The following is a 16,317-nucleotide window of genomic DNA, read 5'->3' on the forward strand; positions in this document are numbered from 1 at the left end:
TCTTCGGCCACCTGCGGGCGGCCGGCCGTACGGAGGACGGCGCGGCGGGCCGGGCGGATGCCGCCGGTCACGCGGAGAACCGTACGGCGGGCGGCGCGGACGCCGCCGGCCGTACGGAGGAGCGGGCCGGGACCGCCGGGGAGCCGGCGCGGAGCCGGGGCGTGGCCAAGGTGAACCCGGCGTCGGTCCCGGCCACCAACGGCCGCTACTCGCACGCGACGAAGGCGGCGGGGCTGCTGTTCGTCTCCGGGCAGGTGGCGCTGGACGGGGAGGGACGGGTGGTCGGCGAGGACGACATGACCCGCCAGTCGGAGCACGTGATGGAGCTGCTGGCGCGGATCCTCGCCGACCAGGGCTGCACGTTCGACGACGTCACCCACATCCGGACCCACCTGACCGACATGTCGCGGCTGCTGGAGTACGCGGCCGTCCGTGGCCGGTACATCACCGGCGAGCCCCCGGCCAGCACCACCGTGGAGGTGTCGCGGCTGTTCCAGCCGGGGCTGCTGATCGAGGTGGAGGTGATCGCCGCCCTGCCCGCGGGGCGGTGACCGGCCCGCGGGACCACACGGGGTACGGCGGTCCGGGCGGACGCCTCCGGCCGCGCGCGGAGGCGGCGGCCCGGGACGCCCGGCCGCCGGGCGGCTCCGGGGCGGCGGAGCTCAGGACAGGGGGCCGATGACCGCCTCGGCCGCCGCGACGACCGAGTTGTCGGCCACGAGCCGGACCGTCGACTCGATCTCCGGCGCGAGGAAGCGGTCGGGCCCGGGGCCGGAGACCGCCTGGCGCAGGCAGGCCACCACGGCGGCCGTGGCGGGGGCGGGCCGCAGGGGCGCCCGCAGGTCCAGCGCGCGGGCGGCGGTGAGGATCTCCACCGCCAGCACCCGGGTGAGGCCGTCCACCGACCGGCGCAGCTTGCGGGCGGCCGACCAGCCCATGGAGACGTGGTCCTCCTGCATCGCGGAGCTGGGGATGGAGTCCACGCTCGCGGGCACGGCCAGGCGCTTGAGCTCGGAGACGATCGCCGCCTGGGTGTACTGGGCGATCATGTGGCCGGAGTCCACGCCGGGGTCGTCGGCCAGGAAGGCCGGCAGGCCGTGGCTGCGGGCGACGTCCAGCATGCGGTCGGTGCGGCGCTCGGAGATGCTCGCCATGTCCGCGGCGGCGATGGCCAGGAAGTCCAGCACGTAGCCGACGGGGGCGCCGTGGAAGTTGCCGTTGGACTCCACCCGGCCGTCGGCCAGGACCGCCGGGTTGTCGATCGCCGAGGCCAGCTCCCGGGCGGCGACCGACGCGGCGTGCGCCAGGGTGTCGCGCGCGGCCCCGGCGACCTGCGGGGCGCAGCGCAGGGAGTAGGCGTCCTGGACGCGGGTGCAGGTGCCGTCCCGGTGGGAGTCCATGATCTGCGAGTCGGCCAGCAGCGCGCGGAGGTTGGCGGCGCTGGCCGCCTGGCCGGGGTGCGGGCGCAGGGCCTGCAGGTCGGCGGCGAAAACGCGGTCGGTGCCGAGCAGCGCCTCGATGCTCATGGCGGCGCCGATGTCGGCGACGCGGAACAGCCGGGTGAGGTCGTCCATGGCCAGGATCAGCATGCCGAGCATGCCGTCGGTGCCGTTGACCAGGGCGAGGCCCTCCTTGGCGGCCAGCTCCACCGGCTCGATGCCCGCCTGCTTCAGCGCCTCGGCGGCGTCCGTCAACTGCCCGGAGGCGTCGCGGACGACGCCCTCGCCCATGATCGTGAGCGCCACGTGGGAGAGCGGGGCCAGGTCGCCGGAGCAGCCGAGGCTGCCGTACTCGTGGACCACGGGGGTGATGCCGGCGTTGAGCAGGCCCTGGAGCGTCTTGGCGGTCTTCGGGCGCACGCCGGTGTGACCGGTGGCCAGGGTGCGCAGGCGCAGCAGCATCAGCGCCCGGGTGACCTCGGTCTCCACCTCGGGGCCCGACCCGGCGGCGTGCGAGCGGATCAGGGAGCGCTGGAGCCGGGCGCGCAGCGAGGGCTCGATGTGCCGGGTGGCGAGGGCGCCGAAGCCGGTGGAGACGCCGTAGGCCGGGACGGGGCTCTCGGCCAGCTCGTCCACCCGGGTACGGGCCGCGGCCACGGCCGCCACGGCGTCGTCGGTCAGGCGCACCGTCGCCCCGTGCCGGGCCACTTTGACGACGTCGTCGAAGCTCAGCGGCTCCGTCCCGACGTTCACGACCTCGTTGTCGCGCATGGTGTCACTCTCTCGCGGTGGATTGTAACTGGTGTATGTGATGTTAGACCCTTACAGGCGGTGTGGCCGCCCCGCCATCGTCGCCCGGTTCACCGCCTTTCACCACTCGCCGGAGTGCCTCATTCAGGGGGCCGGAAGGCCCTCTTCCCGGGCCCCGGCGCGTTCCGGTTTGGGGAGTCGGCCGCCATTCGCTAGAGTTCTACCCGTGAGACCGGGCGTCGCCCCGGAATCGCACGCGGAAGTGGCTCAGTGGTAGAGCATCACCTTGCCAAGGTGAGGGTCGCGGGTTCGAATCCCGTCTTCCGCTCGGAAGGGGGCCGCGCGCCCTCACTCGGTGGAGTGGCCGAGAGGCGAGGCAACGGCCTGCAAAGCCGTGTACACGGGTTCAAATCCCGTCTCCACCTCTGGCTTCGACGCGGACGATTAGCTCAGCGGGAGAGCGCTTCCCTGACACGGAAGAGGTCACTGGTTCAATCCCAGTATCGTCCACTCAAGAGATCCCGGGCCGACGGCCCGGGATCTTCTGTTTTCCGGGGATCTTCTGCTTTTCAGGGCCGCGGCCCGCGGACGTCCACCGGCTCCGGCGGCTCCCCCGGCGGGTGGGCCTCCGTCTCGCGCCGCTCGCCGGGACCGGCCGGCCGTACGGCGCGGCGGGTGCGGTGCCCGGCCACGCGGGCCCGGGTGGCGCAGCGGGGGGAGCAGAAGCGCCGGGGGCTGCCCGGGGAGGAGTCGGCGAAGGGGCGGTCACAGCCGGGCGCGGCGCAGATGCCCCCGGGGACCCGCCGGTGCTCGGCGAGCAGCATGGCCAGCGCCAGGGCGGAGGAGACCAGGAACCACTCGGCCCAGGGGGCGTCGTCCTCGCCGTCGGCGTGCAGGTGCCAGTCGGCGGTGCCGTGGTGGGTGGTCAGCCGGGGCGGCCGGGCGGATTCGGCGAGGATCCGGTTGAGCATCCCGGCGGCCTCGTCGAGGTCGCCGGCGGCGAAGACCTCGCGCAACCGGGCCGCCGCCCCCCGCATGGCGGCGACGTCGCCGTCGGTGAGGCCGAGGGCGAGATCGGTGTCGCCGCCCGGTCCCCGCTCGCCGTACGCGCGGAGCACCTCGCTCACGCTCTCGACGGTCGGGGCGCCCTGCAGCACCGCGACCAGCTCTGCGGCCCGGTCGGCCGTGTTCCTCGTGGATCTGAGCACACTCCTAATGTAACGTCTTATAGATGAAAAGCCGTTACAGACTCGCGGGTTACCTGGCGGGCACGGTCGCGGCCCGGACCGGCGACGACACGTCGGGGCCCGCGCTGCTGCTCCTGGGGCTCTCCGCGACCGGCTCGGTGACCGTCGCGTCGTCGCTGCTCGCCGGGCTGACGATCTCCTCGGCGGTGGGCGGCCCGGTCTTCGGCGCCCTGCTGGACCGCTCCCCGCGGCCGGGCCGCATGCTGGCGGGGGCGCTGGCGGCCTACGCCGCCGGGCTCCTGGTCATCCTGCTGGCCCTGGGACACGTCCCGACACCGGCGCTGGTCGGCGTCGCGGTGCTCGCCGGGGTGCTGGGGCCCGCGCTGACCGGCGGCTGGACGGCCCAGCTGCCGCTGGTCGCCGGGGAGGCGGATCTGCGGCGGGGCAGCGCGCTGGACGGCCTGACGTACAACGTGGCGAGCCTGGGCGGGCCCGCGCTGGCCGGGGCGCTGGCCACGGCCGCCGGGGCACCGGCGGCGGTCGCGGTGTCGATCGGGCTGGTGCTGCTGGCCGTACCGGCGGCCTGGACTCTCCCGGCCCGCCCCTCCGCGCGGAAGGATGCGAAGGGGGCCTCCGAGGCCGGGGACGCGCGGGAGCGGCCGGAGCGGAGCGCGGAGCGCGAGCCGCTGTGGCGCGATCTGACGGCGGGGCTGTCGGCGATCACCCGGCACCCCCGGCTGCGGCGGGCCACCCTCACCACGACGGTGTCCTTCGCCGGGGCGGGCGTGCTGACGGTCTGCGCGCCGCTGCTCGGCACCCGGCTCACCGGGGAGAGCGGCTACGGCACGCTGCTGCTGTCCGCGCTGGCCGCGAGTGCGCTGGTGGCCAACATGGTCCTGGCCCGCCGTCCGCCCGCCGTGCCGGACCGGGTCATCCTGCTGGGCACGCTGCCGATCGCCGCGGGCTCGGCGCTGGCCGCCGCGGCCGGCTCCCCGGCGACGGCGGTGGTCGCCGCGGTGCTGGCCGGTCTCGGCCAGGGGCCGCAGCTCATCGCGGTGCTCGCGGTACGGCACCGCGACGCGCCCGAGCGGCTGCGCGGGCAGGTCTTCACCACGGCGGCGAGCCTGAAGATCAGCGCCTTCGCGGTCGGCTCGGCGGTCGCCGGGCCGCTCGCCGAACACTCGGTGCCGGCGGCCCTGCTGACCGGTGCCGGTGTGCAGCTCCTGGCCGCCCTGGCATACCTGCTGTCGGGCCCGCGCTCAGGGCAGCAGTTCCCGGGAGATCGCCCGCATGGCCTGCTCGTGGGCCCACCCGGCGTCGCGGCCGGGCAGCCCGAGTAACACGTCGCCCGCGAGGCTGTCCATGATCCGGCAGATCCGCCCGGCGAAGTCCTCCGGGTCGTCCAGCGGGCGGAACGCCCCCTCCTCCGCTCCCCGGACCGCGAGGGCGGCCAGCTCGCGGACCCAGGTGCCGGCGAAGGAGGCGATCCTGGTCAGCGTCTCCTCGTCCCGGGGCGGCTGGGCGACGACCTGGGCCCACAGCCGCCAGCGGACGTCGCCCGCGCCGCCGGGGAGATACAGCTCCACCAGCCGCCGGACCGCCTCGCGCGGGTCGGCGACGGCCGCGAGCTCGGCCGTGCAGCGTTCGGCCAGCTCGTCCTCGCTGAGCAGGAGGGTCGAGACGAGCAGCCGGTCGCGCCTGCCGAAGTAGTACATGACGTGGCCGCTGCTCATGCCGGCCCGCTCGGCGATGTCGCGGACCCGCAGCCGCGCCGGCCCCACCTCGTCGATCGCCTGCAGTGCCGCCCGCAGCACGTGGGCTCGCACGTCGGGGCGCACCGGCTTCGCAGTCATGACTCATCACCGTACCTGTTTAGAATGCCGTTCTAAGTTTGAAATCCGTTCTAAAGGAGATCGCGTGCGGCTGACACCGACGGAACGCGACCGGCTCCTGCTGTTCGGCGCGGCGGAGCTGGCGCGGGCGAGGAGGGCCAGGGGCCTGCGGCTCAACGTGCCGGAGGCCACCGCGCTGGTCGCCGACACGGTCTGCGAGGCCGCCCGCGACGGCGCCCGGCTGGCCGAGGCCGTCGCGGCGGGCCGCGCCGTGCTGGGCCCGGACGACGTGCTGCCCGGGGTGGCCGACGTCGTCACCGAGGTGATGGTCGAGGCGGTCTTCGACGACGGCACCCGGCTGGCCGTGGTGACGGACCCGTTCGGCGGCGGCTCCCTCGGGGACGAGGCCCCCGGCGCGGTCGTCGAGGCGCCCCGGGAGCCCGTGGCGGAGGAGGACGCCGTCGAGGTCGAGGTGGTCAACACCGCGACCGTGCCGATCAGCGTCACCTCGCACTTCCACTTCTTCGAGGTCAACCCGCGGCTGCGGTTCGACCGGGCGGCGGCCTACGGGCGGCGCCTGGCCGTGCCCGCGGGCTCGACCGTGCGCTTCGACCCGGGCGAGGGCCGTACGGTCCGGCTGGTGCCCATCGGCGGCGCGCGGGTGGCGATCGGGTTCGCCGGGCTGGTGGACGGGCCGCTGGACGCGCCCGGCGCCTTTGAGCGGGCCATGGACAAGGCGCGGGCCTGCGGGTATCTCGACGGCGATGGGCCGGGCGCGGGCGGCGCCGTACGTCCGGGACCGGCGGGAGCGGCGGGATCTCCGGGAGCGGACGAGGAGGGCGGCAGATGAGCGTGTACGGCCCGCGCAGGGGTGACCGGGTCAGGCTGGGCGACTCCGGCCTGGTGGTGGAGGTCGAGCACGACGCCCACCGGCCCGGGGACGAGTTCATCGCCGGGTTCGCCAAGACGGCGCGCGACGGGCTGCACCTCAAGGCCGCCTCGGTACGCGACACCTGCGACCTGGTGATCAGCAACGTTCTGATCCTGGACCCGTTCCTCGGCGTGCGGACCGCCTCGATCGGCGTCCGGGAGGGGCGGATCCACGCGATCGGCCGGGCGGGCAACCCCGACACCCTCGACGGCGTGGACGTGGTGGTCGGCACCGGCACCGCGATCGTGTCCGGTGAGGGGCTGATCGCCACGGCCGGGGCGATCGACACCCACGTGCACCTGCTCAGCCCGCGCATCATGGAGGCGTCCCTGGCCTCCGGCGTCACCACGATCATCGGCCAGGAGTTCGGGCCGGTCTGGGGCGTCGGGGTGAACTCGCCCTGGGCGCTGCGTCACGCGTTCAACGCCTTCGACGCCTGGCCGGTGAACATCGGGTTCCTGGCGCGCGGCTCGTCCTCCGGCGCGGCCCCGCTGGTGGAGGCCCTCGCCGAGGGCGGCGCGAGCGGCTTCAAGGTGCACGAGGACATGGGGGCGCACACCCGGGCGCTGGACACCGCGCTGCGGGTCGCCGAGGAGTACGACGTGCAGGTGGCCCTGCACACCGACGGCCTGAACGAGTGCCTGTCGGTGGAGGACACCCTGGCCGTGCTCGACGGCCGCACGATCCACGCCTTCCACATCGAGGGCTGCGGCGGCGGCCACGTGCCGAACGTGCTGCGGCTGGCCGGCGTTCCCAACGTCATCGGCTCCTCCACCAACCCGACGCTGCCCTTCGGCCGCGACGCGGTCGCCGAGCACCACGGGATGATCGTCTCGGTGCACGGCCTGCGACCCGAGCTGCCCGGGGACGCCGCGCTGGCCAGGGACCGGATCCGGGCCGGCACGATGGGGGCCGAGGACGTGCTGCACGACCTCGGGGTCATCGGCATCACCTCCTCCGACGCCCAGGGCATGGGCCGGGCGGGTGAGACGGTGCGCCGGACGTTCGCCATGGCGGGGAAGATGAAGGCCGAGCTGGGCGCCCCGGAGCGGCACGACAACGAGCGGGTGCTGCGCTACCTCGCCAAGCTGACGATCAACCCGGCCATCGCGCACGGTCTGGCGCACGAGGTCGGCTCGCTGGAGCCGGGCAAGCTGGCCGACATCGTGCTGTGGCGGCCCGACCACTTCGGCGCCAAGCCGCAGCTCGTGCTGAAGGCCGGTTTCCCCGCCTACGGCGTCACCGGCGACCCGAACGCCTCCACCGACATCTGCGAGCCGCTGGTGCTGGGCCCGCAGTTCGGCGCGCACGGCGCGACCGCCGCCGACCTGTCGGTGGCGTTCGTCAGCCGGGCCGCCGTCGAGGCCGGCGACGACCGCATGACCACCCGCCGCCGCCGGGTCGCCGTGCGCGGCACCCGCGGCATCGGCCCCGCCGACCTGGTGCGCAACGCGCGTCTCGGCGAGGTGCGGGTGGACGCGGCCGGCCTGGTCACCCTCGACGGCGAGCCGGTGCGCTCGAAGCCCGCCGAGTCCGTCTCCCTGAGCCGCCTGTACTTCCTCTGACCGCCCTGTACCTCCCCCGACCGCCCCGTCTCCGGGCCGCCCCGTCCGGGATGGCCCGGACGCCTCATCCCACGACCCCCGGCCCCGGAGGCCGCCGGACGGCCCGCGGCCTCCGATGGCCTGCGGCCTCCGATGGCCCGTCCCCACCCCAGAAGGAGCCCCGCGTTGTTCTTCATGCCGCCGGAGTGGCACCCGCACGAGCGCACCTGGATGTCCTGGCCGGTGCCCGGCTACACCCTCGACGCCGGCGCCGAGGCCGCCCACCGCGCCTGGTCGGCCGTGGCCAACACGATCGTCCGCTACGAGCCCGTCACGATGGTGGTCGATCCCGGCGAGCGGGAGTCCGCCGCCCGGTGGCTTGCCCCGGAGGTCGAGGTGATGGAGCAGCCGCTGGACGACTGCTGGATGCGCGACAACGGCCCGACCTTCCTGGTGGACGGCGCCGGCGGCCTGGCCGGGGTGGACTGGACGTTCAACGGCTGGGGCTGGCACGCTCACGCCAAGGACGACCTGGTGGCGGCGGCCGTGCTGGAGCGCGCGGGCGCGACGCGGTTCCGCTCGGAGATGGTCAACGAGGGCGGCGGCATCCACGTCGACGGGGAGGGCACGGTCATCGTCACCGAGACCGTCCAGCTCGGCGAGAGGCGCAACCCCGGCTGGACCAGGGAGCGGGTCGAGGCCGAGCTGCGCGACCGGATCGGCGCGCGGAAGGTGATCTGGCTGCCGCGCGGCCTGACCGCCGACTACGGCCGGTACGGCACCAGCGGCCACGTGGACCTGCTGGCCTGCTTCGCCCGTCCCGGCCTGGTGCTCTGCCACGTCCAGCCCGACCCGGACCACCCCGACCACGAGGTGACCCGGGAGAACCTGCGGATCCTGCGGTCGGCGACCGACGCCCGGGGCCGGGCGCTGGAGGTCGTCGAGCTGCCCGCCCCGGAGACCCGCGAGGTGGACGGCGAGCTCGTCGACTACTCCTACATCAACCACTACCTGGCCAACGGCCTGGCGCTGCTGTGCTCGTTCGGCGACCCGCGCGACGCCGCGGCGGCGGAGGTGTTCGCCCGCCTCTTCCCCGGGCGCGCCATCGAGACCGTGGACGCCCGGCCCATCTTCGCCCTCGGCGGCGGGATCCACTGCATCACCCAGCAGCAGCCGCGGCCGTGAGCGGTGGAACCTTCCACGGGTCTTTTGTCCAGGGGGTGTCCTGATCCGGCCACCATAAGAAAAAGATCTTGTCAGTCTCGGTGATCAGTGCGAATACTTGCGGTTTGTTCTTGTCCTCGAGGAAGGCCCGCGCAATGAAGCCCATCATTGTTCACAAGCCCGGCACAGTGGCGCTGACGGGGGCCGCCAGCCCCAAGCACGTAGGCTGACGCCAGGAAAATCCGGAAAATGCGGAACCGGTGCTCAGCGATGGGTGCCGGTTCCTGGAGAACGCGCAGAGGAGAACGGTGAGCCGGGGACAGTCACCGCCGGGGAACGCGCCGCTCCCCCCATTGCTCCTTCCGCCCGTCGACGCCGACCGGCGCCTGCGCGGGCCGTACACCGCCGGGGGCGCGATCGTCGCCGCGCTGGTGCCCGCCGCCCGGCCGGAGCTGGTCGCCCGCTACGACATCGAGCTGCGGGCCATGGCGCCCGACATGGGCGGGCTGATCCCGGAGAGGCGCCGGTCGCTCGCCGCCCACCTGCCGCGGGCCGAGCGGATCCTGGTCCACGCGCCCCGGCGCACGCTGCGGCTGGCCAACGGGTTCGCCGAGTTCGTCCGTGAACACCTGGCGGAGACCGGGCCGCGCACGCTCGTCGTGGAGAACGTCCACCTGGCAGACCCCACCGATCGGGAACTGCTGGCGGTGCTGCGGCGGCGGATCGACCCCGGGCTGCTGGCCGTCATGACCGGCGAGCACGCCGGGCCCGCGGAGGCCGGCGAGGCCGGGGACCCCGCGGAGGCCGAGGAGACCCTCACCCCTGCCGAGCACGACGCCCGCGCCGACGAGCTGGAGCGGGAGGGGACCGTCGGCGCCCGGCTCGGCGCGATCCCCTACCACCGCGAGCGCGGCACCGACCCGCGCCGGGCGGTGGAGGCGCTGCGGTTCGCGGTCCAGTGGTGCCTGGACGCCGGCTGCCACGACGCGGTGGCCGAGCTGGGCGCCCGCGCGCTGGCGCTGGCCGACCCGGCCGCCGAGCCGGACGTCTGGTGGCGCTTCCTGCACAGCACCGCGACCGCGCTCGGCGCGCTGAACCGCGAGGAGGAGGCCGAGGCCCTGTTCGACCGGGCCAGGCGCGAGAGCGTCTCCCCCACCGTCCACGCGGCCGCCGCCTACTCCACCGCGATGCTGAAGGTCCGCCACCACGACCCGGCGCGCCGCGACCCGGAGGCCGCGCTGGCCTGGGTAAACCAGGCGATCGCCATCTCCACGCTGCTGCCCGACCCGCGCGAGCGGGCTTTCAAACTCGGCTTCGACCTCAACGGCCGGGCCCTGGTGGAGGTACGGCTCGGCCGCCCGGCCAGGGCCCTGGAGCTGGTCCAGGAGGCCGTCGAGCTGGCCGAGCGCGACCTCGGGCCGGACGGGCACCCGATCCACCGGCTGGTGCTGCTGGCCAACCGGGCCCAGCTCGCCGTTCTGCTGGGCCGCCCGGAGGAGGCGCTCAAGGACCTCGACGCGGTGATCGCGGCCGACCCCGGCTACCCCGACTACTACATCGACCGGGGCAACCTGCTGCACCGGCTGGGCCGGGCGGAGGAGGCGGTCGCCGACTACGAGACGGCGATGCGGGCCGGCCCGCCGTTCCCCGAGCCCTACTACAACCGTGCCGAGATCCGTTTCGCCGCCGGCGACCACCGCGGCGCCCTCGCCGACCTGAACCACGCGCTGGAGCTGGACCCGGGGTTCGTGGACGCGCTGGCCAACCGGGCCGGGCTGCTGGCCGCGCTCGGCGAGTACGGCGGGGCCCGTGCCGACGTCGAGGCCGGGCTCGCGATCGACGCGGGCAATCCGTACCTGCTGTGCGCGCTGGGGCAGATCGAGGCGGCCGGGGGCGGCCGGACCGCGCGCGGGCCGCGTTCGACGGCGCCCTGGAGCGGGCGCCGTCGCTGGCGGCGGCGTGGGCCGGACGGGGGCGCTGGCGTTCGAGATCGGCGACCCCGCGGGCGCGGTCGCCGACTTCACCCGCGCGCTGGAGTCGGGGGACGACCCCGCTCTGCTGTACAACCGGGCGATGGCGCTGCGCGCCGCGGGCCGTGCCGGGGAGGCGTCCGCCGACCTGCGGCGCGCCCTCGAACTGGCTCCGGACGACGAGGACATCCGCCGGGAGCTGGCGGGCTGACGGCCCGGCGGCCCGGCCCCTCGCGGCGGGGCGGACCGTGACCGGCCGCCGGAACCAGCAGTGGTCGGCGGCGGCCGGTGGCGGCCGGGCGCGGTCAGCCGGGCGCGCCGCCGAGGTAGCGCTCGGCCAGCTCGCAGGTCCCCCGGGTGTAGCCCGCGCCCAGCTCGGCGGCGATGTCCACCCCGGAGTGGGTGCCGATCCAGGCGACCAGCAGCAGGCGGCGGAACATGACGAAGGTCCAGATCTCCGCCTCGTCCCCGGCCGGCAGGCGCAGCACGCCCCGGTAGCCGCGCAGCCAGGAGGCGATCATCTCGGGGACCAGCGGGTCGTGCTCGATGAAGCTGAGCGCGGCGGCCAGGTCGTACAGGTACCAGCCGAAACCGCAGTCGTCGAAGTCGATGACGCTGGGCGGCCCGTCGCCGGTCACCAGCAGGTTGGCCAGGCGCAGGTCGGCGTGGATCAGGCCGTAGCGGTCCGGGCCCCGGCCGAACCGGCGCAGCCTGCGGCGCAGTTCCGCGTCGAGCCGCTCCAGCACGGCGCGCTCCTCGGCGTCCACGCCGGGACCGTCCTGCCAGCGGCCCCAGCGCGACTCGGCGCCCAGCGCGGCGGCGTGGTCCCAGTGGAAGCGGGTGAAGCCCGCCGGGCGCCGCCAGGCGCGCGCGTGCCGGTGCATCCGCGCGGTGACCGCGCCGAGCCGCTCGAACCCGGCCACCAGGCGGTCCCGCGGCGGCTCGGCGCCGGGCAGGAACTCGAACCGCACGCAGGCGCGGGGCGGCTCGCCGGGGACGGTCAGCACCCTGGAGCCGTCGAGGGCGGGAAGCACCCGGGGGGTGCGGACCCCCGCCTCCTCGCGGAGCGCCTCCAGCCAGGCCAGCTCGGAGCGGATCGCCGCGACGGAGTGGTAGCCGGAGCGGTGCACCCGCAGGATCGACCGGTCCCCGGTGTCCGGATCGTCCAGCCGGAAGGTGGCGTTCTCCGACACGTTGATCAGCGTGATCCCGGCGCGGGGCATCCCGTGGAGCCGCGCCGCCTCGCGGGCGGCCCGGTGCGCGGCGGCCAGCGCCCCGCCGCCGGCCGACAGGTCGTGGACCCGCGTCGGCCCGTCCGGGTACGGCGGGCCGTCGGCCGCCGGCGAGCCGGGGACCCGCGCCGATCCGCCTGGACGCGACGCGAGGAGACCGGCCGGGGCGTCCGGGACGGCCGGAACGGCCGGTGCGGCGTCCGGGTACGGCGGGCGGCCGTCGCGCATGGGTCCTCCCTGGCGGTGCGCGGGGACCGCGCGGCGAAGACTTCGAATCCCGTATGGGATCTTGCACCGTCGGGCGGTGGCGGATACAAACCGAATTGTCCCGCAAAAGGGTGCCATGGCCGAAGGAGCCCGGTGAACATCGAACTCGCGCTGCGGATGTGTGAGGCGTCGGTTCGGCAGGCCGGGCGCGAGGGCGCCCTCGTCTCGGTGGCCGTGGTGGACGCGGGTGGCCACCTGGTGGCCTTCCAGCGCATGGACGGGGCGGAGATCGCCGGGGTGACGCTGGCCCCGGGCAAGGCGTACACCGCGGTGGCGCACCGGATGACCACCGCCGACCTGGCCCGCCTGGTCCGGCCCGGCGGGGAGCTGTACGGCCTCCCCGGGGACAGGTACGTCTGCTTCGGCGGCGGCGTGCCGCTGCGCCACCCCGGCGAGGAGCGGCGGGTGGCCGGAGCGGTCGGCGTCAGCGGCGGCACCGTCGCCCAGGACGTGGCGTGCGCCGAGGCCGCCGCCGCGCTCTGGGACGGCGTCCAGCTATTCCGAAAAAGGGATATATAGCCATTAATAGCCTCCAGGGCTTTTTTCGGAAACTGATTAGCGATGCGGGCTGAAGCCCTTTTTGTCGCCCCACTTTTGTCATTCGATTAACTCTCGCGCACTGCCCCTGACGAATGGCCGGGTAAGCCCCGGATCGGCCGTCCGTCCGGAACGGACGGCGGCGGGCACCGAGGCCGCCGCCCCCGGACGGCCCGGCCCGGGAAAAGTCATGGGAGAACGGCCGTATTCCGCGCGCCTTCCCCGCTCATCCGCTGATGCGGCGCGAAGCCGCCATTCAGCCATGCGCAATTCCTCGGGAGGAATCGTGCGGTACTCACCACGACGCGCGCTGCTGGCAGCCGCCCTGAGCACCCTGGGCGCCTTCGCCACGGTGTCCGGCGGCGCCGCGGCGGCCCAGACAGGCACCCGCTCCGACGCGGCGCCCGCGCCCGGCGGGGCGTACTGCCCGCCCGCGACCGGCCGGCCGGCACCGGCGGCCGGGACGACCGGCCCGGCCACCGGCGTCCCGTGCGCGGACCCGGTCGCGGCGCCGCGTCCCAGGCCGGCCACGGGCGCCATGTCCCCGGCCGCGATCCCGGCCGTCCCGCCCGCCTCCCCGGCCGAGGCGGCCGCGCCGCGGACGGACCGGGCGCCCGTGACCGTGCCGGCGCCGCGGCCGGAGGCCGTCCGGACACCACCGGCCGGCGCCGCCGACACCGGCGCGAACGCCACCGGGACCGGCGCCGGGAACGCCATCGCCGCCGGCACGAAGCCCGGCCCGCAGCCGCGGCAGCTCTGCGGCCCGCCGTACATCGCCGACAAGCCGGAGCTGGGGCCGGTGTACCTGCCCAGGAGGGGACTGCTCGGCAGCATCCTGCGCGGCTACGTCCCGCTGGGCGGGCTGCCGCCGTGGAAGTTCCTCTTCCGCTACCAGGACGGGACGACCGGCCTGTACCGCTACCCGCCGTACTTCGGCTACGCCACCTCCGGCGGATTCCCCAACGGCAGGCCGCTGTTCACGACCGTGACGCTGCCCGCCGGCCGGAAGCTCGACCGCTTCGGCGGCGAGAGCGGCTCCTTCCTCGCGCCCTTCGGCGGTTCCTACGTCGGGCGCGCCCTGCCCCCGAGCAACCTCAACACCTTCCCGGCGGCGCCGGAGTACCCGTGCGGCTACCACGCCTACCGGGTGCTGAAGCCGTTCCGGGTGGACGCGGGCCCGGCGAGCCCGGCGTTCCAGATGCGGGGCGGGGGCGTCCAGTACCACCTGCTCAGCAAGTACATCCCCGAGGCGCCGCAGGAACCGGCGGAGCTGCCGGTGGGCTGGCTGGTCGACAACAAGTACCTGGAGCGGTTCCACGTGCCGATGTGACCCCGGGCCCGGAGTCCGACGAGGCGGCTCCACGGAAGCATGGAAGATCGACCGGGTGAAGGACCGGCGGGCGGCGGAACCGGGAGAACCGGGCGAGCCGGGCGGGCCGGGCGGGCCGGGACGACCGGGACGCGGCGTTCCCGGCCGCCGGGGTCCGGCCGTGCCGGCGACCATGGCGCGGGCGGGCTCCCGGCGATATATTGCTCGCGTTCCCGGTTCACGGACGCGCGCCGGTGAGCGACGGCGCCCAGGTCCCCGGCTCGCGAGAGCCGGTCCGCCCGGCCCCGCCGGAGCCGTCATGACCGCCGGAAGGCGGAATGACCAGAGACGACCCCCCTTCCCGGCGCGGCGCCCCCGGCCTCGCGGACATGGTGCTCGCCACGCCGATGCTCATCATGATCATCGCGTTCGGCGTCATCGGCTACCGGCTCTACGACCGGGCCAGCCAGGACCCGCCCATCGCCCCGGAGAAGGGCAAAGCCGGCAGGGTGCTCTTCTTCGCCTCGCGGGAGGGGGCGATCTCGGAGGCGACGCTCAACGTGTCCCCGCCCGCCTCAGGGCAGCCCGCCGCCCGCAAGCTGGACATCGAGCTGAAGATCCGCCAGGGCGACTCCCCTGAACGGGGGAGATGGGCGCTGTTCCTCGACGGGAACATCGCCCCGCGGGACGCCGGCGGCCGGCTGAGGGTGCCCGAGCTCAGGGTGACCTGCGACGATCTGGACGACGCCGTGGCCACCGTGTGTGACAAGTACTCCGGCGACCCGATAAAAGCCGACATCGGGATAGGAAAGGGCGGTGAGAAGGACGTCCCTGGCCGCTACGGCGACGGACTGGTGCTCTCCGGGGAGGTCCCCGACATCGGCGGGCAGAACTCGGGTCGCGGAACGCTGCTGATCAACATCCCCGTCGCCAGGGCTCCGGTGGAGAACACCGCCGCCCAGTACCTGATCCGCCCGCCCGTGCTCGGCCAAGAGTCCCTGCCGTACTTCAACCTGATGGCGCTCGACCGCGACGATGACCTGCCGGGGAAGACCGAGTGGCTCTTCGCCGAGGGCGCTCCCGGCGAGGAACCGTCGTACCAGGTCGTCGTCGCCCAGCGGCTCGGGGAACGGCTCACCGACGTGGCCTTCAACCCCCGCACCCCCTCGGACTGGACCTGGACGGGTCGGCAGACCCTGGACGTCGAGGCGCTGGCGGTCCGCCCGCACGTGCAGGCGGCGCAGCAGCGCGACCTGTTCTGGGCCGCGGTCTGGATCTCGCTGTCCTCGGCCTTCCTGGTGTGGTTCCTGGAGATCGTCACCACCGCGGGCCGCGCGGCGCTCGGCGCCCGGCGGCCGGGAGGCGAGGAGACCCCGCGCCCGGAAGACGGGGAGACCCGGCATCAGGCGGGCGGGGAGACCCGGCGCCGGGAAGACGGGAAGGACCGCGGACCCGAGGGCGGCGAGCCCGAGGGTGACGAGCCCGAGGGTGACGGGCCCGAGGGTGACGAGCCCGAGGGTGACGAGCCCGAGGGTGACGAGCCCGAGGGTGACGAGCCCGAGGGTGACGAGCCCCGGGACGAGCCCGACGACGACGTCCTCACGCCGCCCCGGACGCCCCGGAGTCATGGAAGCCCCGGGGCCAGGACCCTGGAGGCCGCCCGGCGGATGCTGGCGGACCACCTCGCGCTCAGGGCAGCGGGGCTGGCCGCGAGGCCCCTGGACGAGGTGCCCGACGGCGACTTCGGCCTGCTGTGGACCTGGTGGCGACTGGACCCGGCCGCCGCCCGCGGATGGCTCCGGGCACAGGTCGACGGGGGACGGTGGCCGCTCCCGGCGGTGATCGTCCGGTTGACCGTCACCGGAGGTCCGCCGGAGCGCCCGCGACCCGGCGGCGCGGGTGGTGCGAGCAGCGCGGACGGCGCAAGTGGCACGGACGGCGCGGGTGGTGCGGACGGCGCATCCCCCGACGGCTCCCTCGGTGCCGCCACCGATGCCGCCACCGGATTCCTCGGCGCCCGTTACCTCCTGACGGCGATCCGGGACGAGCTGACCGGCCGGTCCCCCGCAGGCGCCGGCACCCGTACCGCGCGGCGGGCCGTACGGCCGGAGCCCGGTCAGGAGCGCGGGTAGGTCGGAAGGTGCGAAACGGCCAG

At 75.0% G+C, this 16,317-nt stretch carries 13 protein-coding genes, 3 tRNA genes and 1 pseudogene; 13 read left to right on the forward strand and 4 right to left on the reverse strand.

What is annotated here, in order from left to right; translation table 11 throughout:
* Positions 1–161: 161 nt before the first annotated feature.
* Positions 162–551 carry a RidA family protein gene (locus ACQP10_RS24675; protein ID WP_433539778.1) on the forward strand — a complete coding sequence of 130 codons (390 nt, stop codon included), beginning with the start codon at positions 162–164 and terminating at the stop codon, positions 549–551.
* A gap of 111 nt (positions 552–662) precedes the next feature.
* Here the strand turns inward: ACQP10_RS24675 and hutH are convergent, their stop codons facing one another.
* The gene (gene hutH, locus ACQP10_RS24680; RefSeq protein ID WP_433539779.1) at positions 663–2,210 is read right to left on the reverse strand and encodes a histidine ammonia-lyase; all 1,548 of its coding nucleotides are present in this window, start codon (positions 2,208–2,210) and stop codon (positions 663–665) included.
* A gap of 235 nt (positions 2,211–2,445) precedes the next feature.
* Between hutH and ACQP10_RS24685 the strand changes: the two genes are divergently transcribed.
* From ACQP10_RS24685 to ACQP10_RS24695, 3 genes are all read left to right on the forward strand, one after another.
* Positions 2,446–2,517 (forward strand) — tRNA-Gly (locus ACQP10_RS24685).
* 26 nt (positions 2,518–2,543) lie between these two features.
* Positions 2,544–2,614 (forward strand) — tRNA-Cys (locus ACQP10_RS24690).
* A 13-nt stretch (positions 2,615–2,627) separates the two neighbouring features.
* Positions 2,628–2,699, forward strand: a tRNA-Val gene (locus tag ACQP10_RS24695).
* A gap of 59 nt (positions 2,700–2,758) precedes the next feature.
* On the opposite strand, the gene ACQP10_RS24700 is transcribed toward ACQP10_RS24695, so the two are convergent.
* Positions 2,759–3,397 carry a CGNR zinc finger domain-containing protein gene (locus ACQP10_RS24700; RefSeq protein ID WP_346022641.1) on the reverse strand — a complete coding sequence of 213 codons (639 nt, stop codon included), beginning with the start codon at positions 3,395–3,397 and terminating at the stop codon, positions 2,759–2,761.
* A gap of 23 nt (positions 3,398–3,420) precedes the next feature.
* Between ACQP10_RS24700 and ACQP10_RS24705 the strand changes: the two genes are divergently transcribed.
* Positions 3,421–4,716: an MFS transporter gene (locus ACQP10_RS24705; protein WP_346022642.1), complete on the forward strand. Its 1,296-nt coding sequence runs from the start codon at positions 3,421–3,423 to the stop codon at positions 4,714–4,716.
* On the opposite strand, the gene ACQP10_RS24710 is transcribed toward ACQP10_RS24705, so the two are convergent.
* Positions 4,636–5,229, reverse strand: a complete 594-nt coding sequence (locus tag ACQP10_RS24710; RefSeq protein ID WP_433539780.1) for a TetR/AcrR family transcriptional regulator — start codon at positions 5,227–5,229, stop codon at positions 4,636–4,638. The two genes, ACQP10_RS24705 and ACQP10_RS24710, sit on opposite strands and share 81 nt — an antisense overlap.
* A gap of 64 nt (positions 5,230–5,293) precedes the next feature.
* Between ACQP10_RS24710 and ureA the strand changes: the two genes are divergently transcribed.
* The 5 genes and pseudogenes from ureA (at position 5,294) to ACQP10_RS24735 (ending at position 11,028) form a co-directional block, all read left to right on the forward strand.
* Positions 5,294–6,058 carry an urease subunit gamma gene (gene ureA, locus ACQP10_RS24715; protein WP_433539781.1) on the forward strand — a complete coding sequence of 255 codons (765 nt, stop codon included), beginning with the start codon at positions 5,294–5,296 and terminating at the stop codon, positions 6,056–6,058.
* Positions 6,055–7,704 carry an urease subunit alpha gene (locus tag ACQP10_RS24720; protein ID WP_433539782.1) on the forward strand — a complete coding sequence of 550 codons (1,650 nt, stop codon included), beginning with the start codon at positions 6,055–6,057 and terminating at the stop codon, positions 7,702–7,704. The genes ureA and ACQP10_RS24720 overlap by 4 nt, the downstream gene beginning before the upstream one ends.
* Before the next feature lie 174 nt (positions 7,705–7,878).
* The gene (locus tag ACQP10_RS24725) at positions 7,879–8,868 is read left to right on the forward strand and encodes an agmatine deiminase family protein (protein WP_362750126.1); all 990 of its coding nucleotides are present in this window, start codon (positions 7,879–7,881) and stop codon (positions 8,866–8,868) included.
* Positions 8,869–10,034: 1,166 nt separating this feature from the next.
* A pseudogene (locus ACQP10_RS24730) lies at positions 10,035–10,646 on the forward strand (tetratricopeptide repeat protein); the annotation flags it as partial.
* 274 nt (positions 10,647–10,920) lie between these two features.
* A complete protein-coding gene (locus ACQP10_RS24735) occupies positions 10,921–11,028 on the forward strand; it encodes a tetratricopeptide repeat protein (RefSeq protein WP_433541940.1) in 108 nt (35 codons plus the stop codon).
* Between the two features lie 94 nt (positions 11,029–11,122).
* Here ACQP10_RS24735 and ACQP10_RS24740 read toward each other — a convergent pair whose 3' ends face one another.
* Entirely contained in the window at positions 11,123–12,277 is a 1,155-nt protein-coding gene (locus ACQP10_RS24740) for a phosphotransferase enzyme family protein (protein ID WP_346022647.1), read from the reverse strand.
* A 132-nt stretch (positions 12,278–12,409) separates the two neighbouring features.
* Here ACQP10_RS24740 and ACQP10_RS24745 point away from each other — a divergent pair, with 132 nt between their 5' ends.
* The 3 genes from ACQP10_RS24745 (at position 12,410) to ACQP10_RS24755 (ending at position 16,294) form a co-directional block, all read left to right on the forward strand.
* Positions 12,410–12,835 carry a GlcG/HbpS family heme-binding protein gene (locus ACQP10_RS24745; protein ID WP_346022648.1) on the forward strand — a complete coding sequence of 142 codons (426 nt, stop codon included), beginning with the start codon at positions 12,410–12,412 and terminating at the stop codon, positions 12,833–12,835.
* 304 nt (positions 12,836–13,139) lie between these two features.
* The gene (locus tag ACQP10_RS24750; protein WP_433539783.1) at positions 13,140–14,183 is read left to right on the forward strand and encodes a glycohydrolase toxin TNT-related protein; all 1,044 of its coding nucleotides are present in this window, start codon (positions 13,140–13,142) and stop codon (positions 14,181–14,183) included.
* A 317-nt stretch (positions 14,184–14,500) separates the two neighbouring features.
* Positions 14,501–16,294, forward strand: coding sequence for a hypothetical protein (locus ACQP10_RS24755; protein ID WP_433539784.1), 1,794 nt, complete (start codon positions 14,501–14,503; stop codon positions 16,292–16,294).
* The last annotated feature ends 23 nt before the right edge of the window (positions 16,295–16,317 follow it).

This window comes from Streptosporangium sandarakinum (genome assembly GCF_050942225.1).
GTDB lineage: Bacteria > Actinomycetota > Actinomycetes > Streptosporangiales > Streptosporangiaceae > Streptosporangium > Streptosporangium nondiastaticum.